The sequence below is a fragment of the Variovorax sp. GW821-FHT09B05 genome (assembly GCF_059418265.1).
In genome coordinates this window covers 163,744-177,729 of sequence record NZ_JBWKPN010000014.1, presented here as the reverse complement: position 1 = coordinate 177,729, position 13,986 = coordinate 163,744, and the positions used below count along the sequence as shown (strand labels likewise).

At 68.2% G+C, this 13,986-nt stretch carries 14 protein-coding genes; 5 read left to right on the top strand and 9 right to left on the bottom strand.

Features of this window, described 5'->3' with window-relative positions; translation table 11 throughout:
- Nucleotides 1-33 precede the first annotated feature (33 nt).
- Together AC07RM_RS30700 and AC07RM_RS30695 are read left to right on the top strand one after the other, a co-directional pair.
- Complete coding sequence (locus tag AC07RM_RS30700; RefSeq protein WP_495336913.1) at nt 34-1,257, top strand: ribonucleotide-diphosphate reductase subunit beta; 1,224 nt, start codon at nt 34-36, stop codon at nt 1,255-1,257.
- A 197-nt stretch (nt 1,258-1,454) separates the two neighbouring features.
- Nucleotides 1,455-1,955, top strand: a complete 501-nt coding sequence (locus tag AC07RM_RS30695; protein WP_082321630.1) for a histone H1-like DNA-binding protein — start codon at nt 1,455-1,457, stop codon at nt 1,953-1,955.
- 121 nt (nt 1,956-2,076) lie between these two features.
- Here the strand turns inward: AC07RM_RS30695 and AC07RM_RS30690 are convergent, their stop codons facing one another.
- The 7 genes from AC07RM_RS30690 to AC07RM_RS30660 form a co-directional block, all read right to left on the bottom strand.
- Complete coding sequence (locus AC07RM_RS30690; protein ID WP_495336912.1) at nt 2,077-2,982, bottom strand: carbohydrate kinase family protein; 906 nt, start codon at nt 2,980-2,982, stop codon at nt 2,077-2,079.
- Nucleotides 2,983-3,057: 75 nt separating this feature from the next.
- Nucleotides 3,058-4,620: a zinc-ribbon and DUF3426 domain-containing protein gene (locus AC07RM_RS30685; RefSeq protein WP_495336911.1), complete on the bottom strand. Its 1,563-nt coding sequence runs from the start codon at nt 4,618-4,620 to the stop codon at nt 3,058-3,060.
- Between the two features lie 88 nt (nt 4,621-4,708).
- Nucleotides 4,709-5,593: a 50S ribosomal protein L11 methyltransferase gene (gene prmA, locus AC07RM_RS30680; protein WP_495336910.1), complete on the bottom strand. Its 885-nt coding sequence runs from the start codon at nt 5,591-5,593 to the stop codon at nt 4,709-4,711.
- Between the two features lie 16 nt (nt 5,594-5,609).
- Complete coding sequence (accC, locus tag AC07RM_RS30675; RefSeq protein ID WP_093353440.1) at nt 5,610-6,959, bottom strand: acetyl-CoA carboxylase biotin carboxylase subunit; 1,350 nt, start codon at nt 6,957-6,959, stop codon at nt 5,610-5,612.
- Nucleotides 6,960-6,961: 2 nt separating this feature from the next.
- A complete protein-coding gene (gene accB, locus AC07RM_RS30670; RefSeq protein WP_208513492.1) occupies nt 6,962-7,414 on the bottom strand; it encodes an acetyl-CoA carboxylase biotin carboxyl carrier protein in 453 nt (150 codons plus the stop codon).
- Nucleotides 7,415-7,514: 100 nt separating this feature from the next.
- On the bottom strand, nt 7,515-8,060 hold the full coding sequence (locus tag AC07RM_RS30665; protein WP_093353434.1) for a TlpA family protein disulfide reductase: 546 nt from the start codon (nt 8,058-8,060) through the stop codon (nt 7,515-7,517).
- Nucleotides 8,057-8,656 carry a hypothetical protein gene (locus AC07RM_RS30660; RefSeq protein WP_208513493.1) on the bottom strand — a complete coding sequence of 200 codons (600 nt, stop codon included), beginning with the start codon at nt 8,654-8,656 and terminating at the stop codon, nt 8,057-8,059. Before AC07RM_RS30660 ends, AC07RM_RS30665 begins: the two co-directional genes overlap by 4 nt.
- A 105-nt stretch (nt 8,657-8,761) precedes the next feature.
- Between AC07RM_RS30660 and mpl the strand changes: the two genes are divergently transcribed.
- Genes mpl through AC07RM_RS30645 form a run of 3 tightly spaced genes read left to right on the top strand, consistent with a single transcriptional unit; the run spans nt 8,762 to nt 12,008 of the window.
- Nucleotides 8,762-10,171 (top strand): UDP-N-acetylmuramate:L-alanyl-gamma-D-glutamyl-meso-diaminopimelate ligase, encoded by a 1,410-nt coding sequence (gene mpl, locus AC07RM_RS30655; RefSeq protein WP_495336909.1) that lies wholly within the window; start codon nt 8,762-8,764, stop codon nt 10,169-10,171.
- 14 nt (nt 10,172-10,185) lie between these two features.
- Nucleotides 10,186-11,487, top strand: a complete 1,302-nt coding sequence (locus tag AC07RM_RS30650; protein WP_495336908.1) for a hypothetical protein — start codon at nt 10,186-10,188, stop codon at nt 11,485-11,487.
- Nucleotides 11,488-11,501: 14 nt separating this feature from the next.
- A complete protein-coding gene (locus AC07RM_RS30645; RefSeq protein ID WP_495322017.1) occupies nt 11,502-12,008 on the top strand; it encodes a cupin domain-containing protein in 507 nt (168 codons plus the stop codon).
- A 4-nt stretch (nt 12,009-12,012) separates the two neighbouring features.
- Here the strand turns inward: AC07RM_RS30645 and AC07RM_RS30640 are convergent, their stop codons facing one another.
- Nucleotides 12,013-13,131 carry a 3-deoxy-7-phosphoheptulonate synthase gene (locus tag AC07RM_RS30640; protein WP_495336907.1) on the bottom strand — a complete coding sequence of 373 codons (1,119 nt, stop codon included), beginning with the start codon at nt 13,129-13,131 and terminating at the stop codon, nt 12,013-12,015.
- Between the two features lie 262 nt (nt 13,132-13,393).
- Complete coding sequence (locus AC07RM_RS30635) at nt 13,394-13,930, bottom strand: hypothetical protein (protein WP_093353422.1); 537 nt, start codon at nt 13,928-13,930, stop codon at nt 13,394-13,396.
- Nucleotides 13,931-13,986: the final 56 nt, after the last annotated feature.

Genomic DNA, 13,986 nt, shown 5'->3' with positions numbered 1-13,986 from the left:
GTTGCTCGGATAATTTGAGCATTGGATTTTTCTATGTTGACCTGGGACGAAGAAGTCAAGCCCTCCTTGCCAAAGGACATGCAACAAGGTTTGCATCACCACCCCTCGACCGGCGCTGCCGCCGGCCGTGCGGTGGATGTGTCGGCTTCATCGATGGCACAACCTTCGCTGCAACCCGTGCAGCAGCCTGCCCGCCAGGCCGCGCCCGCATCGAGCGGCGCGAGTGCTCCGGCTGAAACGCGCCGCGTCAGGGCCGCCGACAAGCGCATCATCAACGGCGAGACCGACGTCAACCAGCTGGTGCCGTTCAAGTACAAGTGGGCGTGGGAAAAGTACCTCGCCACCTGCGCCAACCACTGGATGCCGCAGGAAGTGAACATGACGCGCGACATCGCGCTCTGGAAAGACCCGAACGGCCTGACCGAAGACGAGCGTCGCATCGTCAAGCGCAATCTCGGCTTCTTCGTCACCGCCGACTCGCTGGCCGCCAACAACATCGTGCTGGGCACCTACCGCCACATCACGGCCCCCGAATGCCGCCAGTTCCTGCTGCGCCAGGCCTTCGAGGAAGCGATCCACACGCACGCCTACCAGTACATCGTCGAGTCGCTCGGCCTGGACGAGAGCGAGATCTTCAACGCCTACAACGAGGTGCCGTCGATCCGCGAGAAGGACCAGTTCCTGATTCCGTTCATCGACGCGATCAGCGACCCGAACTTCAAGACCGGCACCCACGAGACCGACCAGACGCTGCTCAAGTCGCTGATCGTGTTCGCCTGCCTGATGGAAGGCCTCTTCTTCTACGTCGGCTTCACGCAGATCCTCGCGCTGGGCCGCCAGAACAAGATGACCGGCGCCGCCGAGCAGTACCAGTACATCCTGCGCGACGAGTCGATGCACTGCAACTTCGGCATCGACCTGATCAACCAGCTCAAGCTCGAGAACCCCGGCCTCTGGACGGCCGAGTTCAAGGCCGAGATCAAGGCGCTGTTCATGCGCGCCGTCGAGCTCGAATACAAGTACGCCGAAGACACCATGCCCCGTGGCGTGCTCGGCATGAATGCTTCCATGTTCAAGGGCTATCTGCGCTACATCGCCAACCGGCGCGCGCAGCAGATCGGCCTCGAAACGCTCTTCCCGAACGAGGAAAATCCGTTCCCATGGATGAGCGAGATGATTGACCTGAAGAAAGAGCGCAATTTCTTCGAGACCCGCGTGATCGAATACCAATCGGGTGGTGCGCTCTCCTGGGATTGAATATTTCGATAACAATAAATGAATTCAAGAATTGCCCTTGCCACCGACCGCGCCGAAGAGCGCGGCATGGATGAGGGCTCAGGTGTTCATGGTGCTGGAGCACGGAATCCAACGCCATGAATCACTCCAGCGCTACCAACATGCGCGGAGTGCTTCAATAGGTTGATTTTTTCAACTTGATCAAGGAGAAAACAGAAATGGCAACTGCAAAGAAAGCACCGGCTAAGAAAGCCGCAGCGAAGAAGGCTCCGGCCAAGAAGGTCGTAGCGAAGAAGGCTCCGGCCAAGAAGGTCGCCGCCAAGAAGGCTCCGGCCAAGAAGGTCGCTGCCAAGAAGGCTCCGGCCAAGAAGGTCGCTGCCAAGAAGGTAGCCGCGAAGAAGGTCGTCGCCAAGAAGGCTCCGGCGAAGAAGGCAGCTCCGGCGAAGAAGGCCGCAGCGAAGAAGGCTCCGGCGAAGAAGGCTGCTGCCAAGAAGGCGCCTGCGAAGAAGGCTGCCGCCAAGAAGGCCCCTGCCAAGAAGGCTGCGGCCAAGAAAGCCGCGAAAAAGCCCGCTGCCAAGCCTGCCGCTGCTGCCAAGAAGCCTGCTGCGAAGAAGGCTGCCAAGGCACCCGCCAAGGCCGCTGCTGCGCCCGCTCCCGCTGCGCAGACGACGCTGAATCCCCAGGCAGCCTGGCCGTTTCCCACGGCCAGCAAGCCCTGAGTTTTCTCGGCAGCCCTGAAAAGGCATCAAGCCCGGCACCGCAAGGTGTCGGGCTTTTTCATTGGGCGAAGAAGATCGCGAAACGACGAGGCGGCGGCCCCCACCGCCGCGCCATCGCCCGTCAAGCCAGGCCGAGTGCCTGGCGATCGACCTGGTAGTTCTGCGGGCCGCGCTGCGCGATCTTGAGCGCGCCGACCTGGTTGCCGAGCGCCGCGCACTGCGCGAGCGGCCAGCCCTTTTCCAGACCGAACAGCAGCGCGCCGCGCCATGCATCGCCGCAACCCGTGGGCTCGATCACCGCGGTCGGCACCACGCCCGGCACATGCTCGCGTTCGCCGTTCATCCACACCTCGCAGCCCTCGGCCGCGAGCGTGACCACGAGGCCGCGCACGCGCTGCGAGATCTCCGCCAGGCTCCAGCCCGTGCGCTGCGACAGCATCTTGCCTTCGTAGTCGTTGACCACCACCCAGCTCGCGAGCTCGACGAAATGCTTGAGCGCCTCGCCGTCGAACATCGGCAGGCCCTGGCCCGGATCGAACACGAAGGGAATGCCGGCGGCCGCGAACTGCTCGGCATGCTGCAGCATCGCCTCGCGGCCATCGGGCGCGACGATGCCGAGCCGGATGTCCTCGCGCGCCGCGACCTTCGTGATGTGCGCCTGCTGCATCGCGCCCGGATGGAAGGCCGTGATCTGGTTGTTGTCGGCGTCGTTCATGATCATCGCCTGCGCGGTGAAGGTGTCGTCGAGCTGGCGCACGAACTCCGTGCTGATGCCCAGCGAGCGCATGCGCTCGATGTAGTCGGCGCCATCGCTGCCGAGCGTGGCCATCGGCAGCGCCGTGCCGCCGAGCGCGTTGAGGCTGTAGGCGATGTTGCCGGCGCAGCCGCCGAAGTCGCGGCGCAGGCCCGGCACCAGGAAGGACACATTGAGGATGTGCAACTGGTCCGGAAGGATCTGGTCGGCGAACCGGCCCTCGAAGGTCATGATGGTGTCGAAGGCGAGGGAACCGCAAATCACTGCTGCCATGGGCTGATCCGTTGAGGTGAGGAAAAGAAAAAAGAGAAGAAGGCGTGGAGGCGAAACCGGCGGCTCGCCCCAGGCCTAGGGATAGAAAGCTTCCACGCGATAGCCCGCGATCGGCGGCAAGGCGTCCGCCTCGGACGCCGTCAGCGTCATCGGCAGCGAAGCCGAGCGTTCGCCGCGCGCCGCGAGCACCGCGGGCGCGCCATAGTCCGCCGGCGAGAGCACGCGCCGCACCACGGCACGCTCCTGCGTGTCGAGCAGCACCAGCTCGATCGACGGCATCGCGAGCGGCACCGCGGCGTTGTTGCGCAGGTTGAAGCTGAGCCGGTAGTCGTTGCCGCCGCTCTTCTCGCGCGCGAAGGCCGCGCCCTCGATGACGATGTCGCCGATGCGGCGCAGCGGCGCGAGCTCGCAGCCCGTCGCCTGGCACAGCGCGGCCAGTGCGGGGCGCAGCGAAGGCTGGCGCGCGACGATGCCGTCGCGCTCGTGCCGCAGGACCTGCACGGCGAGCAGCAGGACCGCGAGCACCGCGAGCGCGATCAGCCCGCGGCGCGTGCCGATGCGCTGCCAGAGGGACTTCGGTCGATCGTCGCTCTCGTCCTCGTCCGCCTCGTCGGTGAAGCGATGCGCCGCGCGATCCTCGGTCTCGTCCGCCGCGTCGAGCACGGAGGCGAAAGGCAGCAGCGCGGGGTCTTCGCTGTTCGCGCGCGCCTCTCGCTCGTCGCGTTCGTCGCGCGCCTTGGCGCTGGCGGCGATCTTGGCCGACCTGGCGCGTGCCCTGCGCAGCGCCTTCTGCATCTGCAGCTGGTCCTTGTCGTCACCCGCCTCGGGTGCATCGGCGTCGTCGCGCTCGAGCTCGGTGTCCTGGTCGCCGTCTTCGTCGGCGCCGGAACGGCGCAGCGTTGCGAAGCCCGCGGGCTTGCCATTCGCCGGTGCCGCGGCCGCATCGGATCGACGCGTCCACACCGCGGGCAGCGGTGGCACCGGTGCGGGCGGCGGCGATGGCGGCGCGGCGAGGTTGAGGTCGATGTCGGGAAACGGCGGCAGCGAACTCGGCGGCGGCCGCCATGGCGGCTCGCGCGCCTCGAGGTCGGACCAGGGCTCGTCGGCGACGATGCCGTGCGCGGGCAGCGTGAAGTCCGCGCTGTCACGCACCTCCGGGGACTGCGGTGGCGCGGGCGGCGACGGCTCGGGCTGCACCGGCGGCGGATCTTCGTTGACCTCGTCGTCGAGGAAGTCGGACTCCTCGACCTGCGGCGGAGCCGGTGCGAAGGAAGGCGGCGCCGACAGGCCGTCGAATCCGCCGGCCGGCTCTTGCGGCGGCGCTGCACCCTCGTCGGCACGCGCATCGAATCCGAAGCCGGTGTCGATGGAAGGGGCCGCGGGCGCTGGCGGTGTCGAAGCCTCGGGTTCAACGGGCTCCGCGCTCGGCGCGACTGCCGGCGCCGATGGCACCTGTTCCTGGGGCGGTGCGACGGCACCCGGTCGAGCCACCCCATCGGGCGTCTCGTGCAGATCGAGCGTCGCATCGAACACATGGCTGCAGCGACCGCAACGCACCCACCCGTCCGAGATCCGGAGCTGGTCGCGCACCACCTTGAAGGTGGTGGCGCAGGCGGGGCAACGCGTGACGAGGCTCATGAGGGGGCGATTGTAGGGTTGGGCCCTCGGCGCGACGTGGTGCCGGCAGCGCCGTTTGCGCCGGGCCGCAGCCCCGGCGCGAACGCGTTCAGCGGCGTGCCGTCATGAGGATCCAGCCGTCCTCGCTGTCGCTGACTTCGAGCGCCACGTAGGGCGCGTACGCTTCCTTCAGCTCGTCGGCCTGGCGCTCGAGGATGCCGGCGAGCACCAGCGAGCCGCCGGCCGCCACGCGCTCGCACAGCAGCGGCGCGAGCACCTTGAGCGGGGTCGCGAGGATGTTCGCGAGCACCGTGCCGTACTGGCCCTGCGCCGCCTCGGGCAGGCCCGTGTGGAGCGTCACGCCGTTGGCCTCGGCATTGAGGCGCGTCGAGCTCACGGCGGCCTCGTCGATGTCGACCGCGTCGATCTCGCTCGCACCGTACTTCGCGGCACCGATGGCCAGGATGCCGGAGCCGCAACCGTAGTCGAGCACGCGCTGGCCCGCGAGCGCGCCGCGGGTCGCGATCCAGCGCAGGCACATGCGCGTGGTGGGATGGGTGCCGGTGCCGAAGGCCAGGCCCGGATCGAGCCGGATCACCTGCGTGGCCTGCGCCGGCGCCTCGTGCCAGCTCGGCACGATCCAGAACTCGGGCGTGATCTCGACCGGCGCGAACTGCGACTGCGTGAGCCGTACCCAGTCCTGGTCCTGCAGCTCGGCGATGCCCAGCAGCGTGCAGCCTTCGAAGAAATCCTGCAGCGCGAGCACCGAGCCCGCGTCGCGCGCCAGCTCTTCGGTGGCGAACAGCGCGATCACGCGCGAGCGCTGCCAGCCCTCCTTGGGCGGCGGCATGCCGGGCTCGCCGAACAACGCCTGCTCGGCATCGGTCTGCGCGTCGGCGTCCTCGACCGAGATGCTCAGTGCGTCGAGCGCATCGAGCGCGTCGCCGAGGGACTCGATGCGCTCCTCGGGGGCCAGCAGGCGAAGTTCGAACATGGCGGGCAGGGACGGCTCAGCGCTTGTGCGCGGCCAGCCACTCTTCGAGGTAGTGGATGTTGGTGCCGCCGGCCATGAACTTGGCGTCGACCATCAGCTCGCGGTGCAGCGGGATGTTGGTCTGGATGCCTTCGATCACGGTCTCGTTGAGCGCGGTGCGCATGCGGGCCATGGCCTGCTCGCGGGTGTCGCCGAAGACGATGATCTTGCCGATCATCGAGTCGTAGTTCGGCGGCACGAAGTAGTTGGTGTACGCATGCGAATCCACGCGCACGCCCGGACCGCCCGGCGGATGCCACATCGTGATGCGGCCCGGCGACGGCGTGAACTTCCACGCGTCCTCGGCGTTGATGCGGCACTCGATCGCGTGGCCGTGCATCTGGATCTGGCGCTGCGTGAACGGCAGCTTCTCGCCGGCCGCCACCATGATCTGCGTCTTGACGATGTCGATGCCGGTCGTGAGCTCGGTCACCGGATGCTCCACCTGCACGCGGGTGTTCATCTCGATGAAGTAGAACTCGCCGTTCTCGTAGAGGAACTCGAAGGTGCCGGCACCGCGGTAGCCGATCTTCTTGCAGGCGGCCGCGCAGCGCTCGCCGATCTTCTCGATCAGCTTGCGCGGAATGCCCGGTGCGGGCGATTCCTCGATCACCTTCTGGTGGCGGCGCTGCATCGAGCAGTCGCGCTCGCCGAGGTAGACCGCGTTGCGGTGCTTGTCGGCCAGCACCTGGATCTCGACGTGGCGCGGGTTCTGGAGGAACTTCTCCATGTAGACCGAGGGATTGTTGAAGGCCGCCGCGGCCTCCGCCTTGGTCATCTGGATCGCGTTGATCAGCGCGGCCTCGGTATGGACCACGCGCATGCCGCGGCCGCCGCCGCCGCCCGCGGCCTTGATGATCACCGGGTAGCCGATGGCGCGCGCGATGCGCTTGTTGGCCGTGGCGTCGTCGGAGAGCTCGCCATCGGAACCGGGCACGCAGGGCACGCCGGCCTTGATCATCGACTGCTTGGCCGAGACCTTGTCGCCCATCGTGCGGATGTTGTCGGGCGTCGGCCCGATGAACTGGAAGCCGCTCTGCTCGACGCGCTCGGCGAAGTTGGCGTTCTCGCTCAGGAAGCCGTAGCCGGGGTGGATCGCCTCGGCATCGGTCACTTCGGCCGCCGAGATGATGGCCGGCATGTTGAGGTAGCTCAGCGACGAGGGGGCCGGGCCGATGCAGACGGCTTCCTCGGCCAGCTTGACGTACTTGGCCTCGCGGTCGGCCTCGGAATAGACCATCACGGCCTTGATGCCGAGTTCGCTGCACGCGCGCTGGATGCGCAAAGCGATCTCGCCGCGGTTGGCGACCAGGATCTTCTTGAACATGGTCACTCGATGATGAACAGCGGCTGGCCGTATTCGACCGCCTGACCGTTTTCTCCGAGGATCTGGGTGACGGTGCCGGCCTTGTCGGCCTCGATTTCGTTGAGGATCTTCATCGCCTCGATGATGCAGAGCGTGTCGCCCTCGTTGACCTTGCTGCCGACCTCGACGAAGGCCGGAGCGCCCGGGCTGGCCGAGCGGTAGAAGGTGCCCACCATCGGGGACTTCACCGGATGGCCGGCCGGAGCGGCCTCGGCCACGGGTGCGGCAGGTGCCGCTGCGCCGGCGGGGGCCGCGGCCACGGCGGGCGGTGCGGCCAGGGTCTGCACGTACTGAACGGGGGCGGCACCGCCGCCCTTGACGATGCGGACCTTGCCTTCGGTTTCAGTGATTTCCAGTTCGGAAATATTCGATTCGGACACCAGATCGATCAGTGTCTTGAGTTTGCGCAGATCCATGGGACTCCAGTGCCGGGTTTTCCGGTTATTAGGATACAACTAGGCCGAACATCGTTGATTGTCGGCTTTCGGCGGTTAACGCCGACCTGTGTATCTAATTCTAACTGTGAACGAGTTCACGTCGCCAACCCTCCAGGTCGGCCTCTTCGAGCTTGCCCATTTTACGGGCCGCCACCGAACCGTCGGCATTCAGCACCAGCGTGAACGGCAGCCCGCCACCGGTGTTGCCGAGATTCTTGACCAGTTCCGTGCCCTGCAGGCCGGCCAATCCGGTTGGATAGGTGACCGGCGTGCGTTGCAGGAACTTGCGCACGGCGCTCGGCTGATCGATCGCCAAGCCGACGACTTGCCAGCCGTTGGCGCCATGATCGCGGAAGAAGCGATCGATCATCGGCATTTCTTCCACGCACGGCGGGCACCAGGTGGCCCAGAAGTTGAGCAGCACCGGCTTGCCGCGCAGGCTGGTCATGGCGAGCTCGCCGCCCTCGGGCCGCTCGAAGCGCTGGGCCCAGAAATCGGCGCCGAGCGTTTCGCCGGCCGCGCCGCTGCCGCGATGGCGCCACCAGGCACCACCGAGGCCGGCCGCGGCGGCCACCACCGCCACGCCGCCGTACAGCAGGCCGCGTCGTGTGGTCGAAGAAGTCATCCGTTGTCCTTTTCTCTTTCAATCAGCCGCCGCAGCGCCGCCAGGTCGCCGCGCGGCGAACGGCCCTGGGCGTCGGGCTTGAGCGCGCCGCGCAGGTCGTCGAGGTCGTAGACCAGCAGGTGCACGCCGATTTCCTCGCCCAGGGCCCGGCTCGGCGCATGCACGCTCAAGGCCTCGACCTGCTCGCCATGGAAGCCGGTCACCATGCGCGGCTCGTAATCCACGTGATGGTCGATCAGCGCGATCTCGGCCGACTTCGAATCATCGCAGAACAACTGAATATAAATGTCTGACAGCCGGGTCGCCGTGCCGTGCCAGACGGCGCCGCCCACATGGGGCCGGAACACGGCCATCCGCTCCATCCATTCGAGCGCCAGCAGGCGCAGCGCCTGGAGTTCCTTGGGCTGGGTGTCGGCGCAGAACAGCGCGATGTAGTCGCGGACCTCGGCCTCGACATCGTCGTTGTTCGGCAACGCGGTGCGCGCCGACAGGCCCAGGTCACGTAGCGCCCGGCGCTTGGCCGGGCCGTATTCGAGCCCCTCCTCGACCACGAGACGGGCGGCGGTGGCGGCGATTTCGCGCTTGGACGTGTCCATCGGGGCATTTTGCCCGCAGAGCATGGTCCGTACGATGAACATCAGTACCGCGGCCAAGGCCGTGGCCTCGGGCCGGGAGGATCGGCCTCCCTAGAATCGCCCCCCATGCATATTCATGTTCTGGGCATCTGCGGCACGTTCATGGGCGGTCTGGCCGCCCTGGCGCGCGAGGCAGGCCACCGGGTCACCGGCTGCGACGCCGGCGTGTACCCGCCGATGAGCGACCAGCTGCGCGCGCTCGGCATCGACCTGATCGAGGGATTCGGCGCCGACCAGCTCGCGCTGGCGCCCGACGTGTTCGTGGTCGGCAACGTGGTGTCGCGCGCCCGGCTGGCCGACGGCACGCCGAAGTTTCCGCTGATGGAAGCCATCCTCGACGCCGGCAAGCCCTACACCAGCGGCCCGCAGTGGCTGGCCGAGCACGTGCTGCTGGGCCGCCACGTGATGGCGGTGGCCGGCACGCACGGCAAGACCACCACCACCTCGATGCTGGCCTGGGTGCTCGAGCGCGCGGGCAAGGCGCCGGGCTTCCTGGTCGGCGGCGTGCCGCTGGACTTCGGCGTCTCGGCCCGGCTCGGCGACGGACCGGCCTTCGTGATCGAGGCCGACGAGTACGACACCGCCTTCTTCGACAAGCGCAGCAAGTTCGTGCACTACCGCCCGCGCACGGCGATCCTCAACAACCTCGAGTTCGACCACGCCGACATCTTCGACGACCTCGCGGCCATCGAACGGCAGTTCCATCACCTGGTGCGCACCGTGCCGTCCACCGGCCGGCTGGTGGTGAATGCCACCGAGCCCAGCCTCGAGCGCGTGCTGGCGCAGGGCTGCTGGAGCGAACTCGCGCGCTTCGGCGGCGAAGGCCCGGGCGCGCGGTGGCAGGCGCGGGGCACGCACGACGCCTTCGACGTGCTGCACGAGGGCGAGCCGGTCGGCCGCGTCGAATGGGCGCTGTCGGGCCTGCACAACCAGATGAACGCGCTGGCCGCGATCGCGGCCGCCGAGCACGTGGGCGTGGCGCCGGCCGAGGCGGCGCGCGCGCTCGGCAGCTTTCGCAACGTGCGCCGGCGCATGGAACTGCGCGGCACGGTCGAGCGCGCGGGCGGCGCGATCACGGTCTACGACGACTTCGCCCACCATCCGACCGCGATCCGCACCACGCTCGACGGCCTGCGCCAGAAGCTCGACGCCGCGGGTCGCCAAGGCGAGCGCATCCTCGCGGCCTTCGAGCCGCGCAGCAACACGATGAAGCTCGGCGTGATGGCGGCGCAACTGCCCTGGAGCCTCGAGTCGGCCGACCTGTCGTTCTGCCACACGGCCGGGCTCGACTGGGATGCGGCCGCGGCGCTGGCCCCGATGGGCGAGCGTGCCCGGGTGGCTGGCGACATCGGCACGCTGGTGGACCAACTGGTCGCCACGGCGCGGCCCGGCGACCACATCGTCTGCATGAGCAACGGCGGCTTCGGCGGCGTGCACGACAAGCTGCTGCAGGCCCTGCGCGACGGCATCGCCTGAAAGAGAGAACGCGCATGGCGGCCGCGGCACCCGACGACACGTTGCTCGGCCTGCTGCGCCGCGTGTACGACAACGGCAACAGCTACTTCGACGCCGACGGCAACCACTGCCACCGCATTCCCGACACCTTCAGCGAGGCCGAGCGGCAGACGCTGGCCGACGCGGGCCTCGAGCCCAATCGCTTCGTCGCGATCCCGCACGACGAGGCGGTGAACCGACTGCGGCAGGCAGCGGCCGGCGTCGACCTGCGCCGCGCGGCCGATGCCTTCGTCGCTTCAATGACCTCGAGCGACCTGGCCTGGCTCACGGTGCTGCCCGCCACCGCCCTCGGCCTGGCGATGCCGGCGCATCCGATGGCGGCCATGGGTGGTGGCAGCTGCCGCGTCTGCTTCTACCGCGACGGGCGCGCAGACCCGACGCTGCGCGCCTACTTCCGCCACCTGCAGGGCGCGGGCTGGGGCACCAGCGGACCGGTCGAAGGCCTGCTCGCCCTGGAAGCCACCGGCCCAGCCGATGGCTGGCCGCGGCCTACACCGCGCGACATCTGGGTCTTCCATCGCCTGCTCGACCTGCTGCGCGCCCTGCCGGCCGACACGCGCTACGGCAAGGCACGCACGGCGCTCAAGGACGCGAAGCTGTTGCGCGTGAACAATCCCTACCGCTGCGAGACGGTGCTCGAGGCCCTGGCCACGCTCGGCGTCATGCAGACGCCCGAGCATCCGGGCCTCTTCACGCGCTGGACCACCGCCGTCGAACGCGACCAGCGCCCTTCCACCAAGGTCGAAGCACCGGCCCCGCTGGGCTGGTGGCGCGCGGCCGATGGCCTCGACGAGCAACTGGTGAAGCAGCTGTTCGGCCATCTGAAACGCCCCAGGCAGGAACCGCCTGCCGAGGCCGCCGAACCGGTTCGGCGCAAAGCCGCCGCCGGTGCGCGCGCCAAGTCGATCCCCGGCCCGCCGGCCGCGGGCGACGTGCACGCCGTGCGCCTGCGCGAAGACCTGTGGACCGCCGCCTACTGCCACGAAGTGAAGGCCGACCATCGCGGCATCGTGCGTGGCCGCGTGGAATACCTGGACCTGCTCTCGCCCACGCCACCCACCGCCGAGCAGATCGCCGGCATCGGCTTTCGCGACCGCCGCAACGGCGAGCGCTGGCAGAGTTGGGTCGCCGGGCTCGGCAAGACCACCGGCGTGACGCGGATCGCGGTCGGCGTGCCGGCACCATCGCATGCTCAGCCCCTGCCGGAGCGCATTCCCGGCGGCCAGGCCAGCGACCTGAAGCACCTGGCCGGCTGGCACTTTCCCGCCACACCCTGAACGAGGACCCGCCCATGACCCAGCGCGCCACCCAACTCATCGACACGCTGGGGCTGCAGCCGCATCCCGAGGGCGGCTGGTACCGCGAGGTGTTCCGCTCCGCGGTGCAGGTGACTCCCGCCGACGAGCGCGCGGCCCGCAGCGCGCTCACCAGCATCTACTTCCTGCTCGAAGCCGGCCAGCATTCGCGCTGGCACCGGGTGCTGTCCGACGAGGTCTGGGTGCATCTCGAAGGCGTGCCGCTGGCACTGTGGACCTGCGATGCCTCGCTGCGCACCGCGCCGGCCCATGTGCGGCTCGGGCCGGTCGACGTGCACGGCACGCGGCCCCAGCACGTGGTGCCCGCGGGCCAGTGGCAGGCCGCGCGGCCGATCGAAAGCCATTCGGCGGGCGACTTCACGCTGGTCGCCTGCATGGTCGGGCCGGGCTTCGACTTCGCCGACTTCTCGCTGATGGCGCCCGACGGCGACGAGGCGGCCGCGGTGCGCCATCACTGGCCCGAACTCGCCGCGCTGATCTGAGCGATCAGCCGCGGCGCTGCTTGACCGCCTGCGACAGCGTCTCGAGCACCTGGGTCGAGTCCTCCCAGCCCAGGCAGGCGTCGGTGATGCTCTTGCCGTATTCGAGGCCCGCGATCTTGTCCTTGCCCGGCGTGAACTTCTGGGCGCCGGCCTGCAGGTGGCTCTCGACCATCACGCCGAACACGCGGCGCGAACCGCCGGCGATCTGGTCGGCGATGTCCTTCGCGACGTCGATCTGCTTCTGGTGCTGCTTGGAGCTGTTGGCATGGCTGCAGTCGACCATCAGCGTGGGCGGCAGCTTGGCAGCCTCGAGGTCCTTGCAGGCCGCCTCGACGCTGGCCGCGTCGTAGTTGGGCGCCTTGCCGCCGCGCAGGATCACGTGGCAGTCGCGGTTGCCGTTGGTCTGCACGATCGCGACCTGGCCGTTCTTGTGCACCGAGAGGAAATGATGGCCGCGGGCCGCGGCCTGGATGGCGTCGGTGGCGATGCGGATGTTGCCGTCGGTGCCGTTCTTGAAGCCGATCGGTGCCGACAGCCCCGAGGCCAGTTCGCGGTGCACCTGGCTCTCGGTGGTGCGCGCGCCGATCGCGCCCCAGGCGATCAGGTCGCCGATGTACTGCGGCGAGATCACGTCGAGGAACTCGCTGCCCGCCGGCAGGCCCAGGCGGTTGATGTCGATCAGCAGCTGGCGCGCGATGCGCAGGCCTTCGTCGATGCGGTAGCTCTCGTCGAGGTAGGGGTCGTTGATCAGGCCCTTCCAGCCGACCGTGGTGCGCGGCTTCTCGAAGTACACGCGCATCACGATCTCCAGCGTGTCGGCGTACTTCTCGCGCTCGACCTTGAGGCGGCGCGCGTAGTCGAGCGCGGCGGCCGGGTCGTGGATCGAGCAAGGCCCCATCACCACCAGCAGCCGGTCGTCCTTGCCGCCCATGATGTTGTGGATGTTGCGGCGCGTGCCCGTGATCAGCGTTTCGACCGGTGTGCCGCGAATCGGGAAGAAGCGGATCAGATGTTCGGGAGGGGGGAGCACGTTGATGTCCTTGATGCGTTCGTCGTCGGTCTTGCTGGTTTTTTCGACGCTCGCATACCAGCTCTCGCTGGCCGGGGCAGTGTTCGTGCTCATGAGGGTTCCTTGTTGGATTGAATATCGTCAGGGCATAAAAAAACCGCCGGGGCTGCTTGCGCCGGCGGTTCTGGGAGGGGTGCCTGTCTGCTTTACGCGCTCGCCTCTCGTCCGCCGGAAACCGGGAACCAAAAGTAGGCAAAGAAATAGGCGCGGAGAGCGGCGGACATGGGCGCGAATGTAGCACGGAAAAACAAAACCCGGCTTGGAGGCCGGGCGTTCGTTGTTTTGGCGCCGGACGGGCCGGCGCCTCGGTGCGGGCTCAGCGGTAGCCCGACTCGTTGGCGTTGTGGATGATCCAGATCAGGTTGCCGCTCGAGTAGTCGCCCATGCCGCCACCCGCGAAGATCAGGCGGCCCTGGCCCTTGTAGGTCATCTCGAAGCGATGGCGGTCGCTGCCGAAATAGAACGGGATGAAGGCCTTGCCGGTCACGTAGGCGCCCTGGTCGGTGGGCTGGCCCGCGAGGTCGGTGACCTGCTTGGCGCTCATGCCGATCTGCAGGCGGGCGAACTTGCTGTTGCGCGCCGGGTTGCCGGTGATCTCGCCCTCGTAGCCGTTGAGGCCCTTGACGGTGCGGCCGCTGCCGGCCTCGACCTTGGACGAATCGACGACGTTGCCCTGGGCATCCATGCCGGCCCTGGAGCCGCTGCGCGCGGGGGCGGCCGGGGCAGCGGACGCCGCGGGCGCGGCCTCGCTCTGGCTGCCCGAACCGCCGCGCGATGCGCAGCCGGCGCTGGCCAGCGCGACCAGGGCGGTCATGGCCCAGAGGGCGGCGGGCGAGTGGATCCTGTTCCCCATTGAAATGCTCCTTGAATGCGTCGTTCGCAAAAGGGCGCAGCTTAGCAACGGGAGGA

Excerpts from the sequence above, each read along its gene's own strand:
- accB (WP_208513492.1), bottom strand. The coding sequence starts at position 7,414 with ATGGATCTGCGCAAACTCAAGACACTGATCGATCTGGTGTCCGAATCG.
- AC07RM_RS30640 (WP_495336907.1), bottom strand. The coding sequence starts at position 13,131 with ATGAGCACGAACACTGCCCCGGCCAGCGAGAGCTGGTATGCGAGCGTC.
- mpl (WP_495336909.1), top strand. The coding sequence starts at position 8,762 with ATGCATATTCATGTTCTGGGCATCTGCGGCACGTTCATGGGCGGTCTG.
- AC07RM_RS30660 (WP_208513493.1), bottom strand. The coding sequence starts at position 8,656 with ATGGACACGTCCAAGCGCGAAATCGCCGCCACCGCCGCCCGTCTCGTG.
- prmA (WP_495336910.1), bottom strand. The coding sequence starts at position 5,593 with ATGTTCGAACTTCGCCTGCTGGCCCCCGAGGAGCGCATCGAGTCCCTC.
- AC07RM_RS30645 (WP_495322017.1), top strand. The coding sequence starts at position 11,502 with ATGACCCAGCGCGCCACCCAACTCATCGACACGCTGGGGCTGCAGCCG.
- AC07RM_RS30700 (WP_495336913.1), top strand. The coding sequence starts at position 34 with ATGTTGACCTGGGACGAAGAAGTCAAGCCCTCCTTGCCAAAGGACATG.
- AC07RM_RS30685 (WP_495336911.1), bottom strand. The coding sequence starts at position 4,620 with ATGAGCCTCGTCACGCGTTGCCCCGCCTGCGCCACCACCTTCAAGGTG.
- AC07RM_RS30650 (WP_495336908.1), top strand. The coding sequence starts at position 10,186 with ATGGCGGCCGCGGCACCCGACGACACGTTGCTCGGCCTGCTGCGCCGC.
- AC07RM_RS30690 (WP_495336912.1), bottom strand. The coding sequence starts at position 2,982 with ATGGCAGCAGTGATTTGCGGTTCCCTCGCCTTCGACACCATCATGACC.
- accC (WP_093353440.1), bottom strand. The coding sequence starts at position 6,959 with ATGTTCAAGAAGATCCTGGTCGCCAACCGCGGCGAGATCGCTTTGCGC.
- AC07RM_RS30635 (WP_093353422.1), bottom strand. The coding sequence starts at position 13,930 with ATGGGGAACAGGATCCACTCGCCCGCCGCCCTCTGGGCCATGACCGCC.
- AC07RM_RS30695 (WP_082321630.1), top strand. The coding sequence starts at position 1,455 with ATGGCAACTGCAAAGAAAGCACCGGCTAAGAAAGCCGCAGCGAAGAAG.
- AC07RM_RS30665 (WP_093353434.1), bottom strand. The coding sequence starts at position 8,060 with ATGACTTCTTCGACCACACGACGCGGCCTGCTGTACGGCGGCGTGGCG.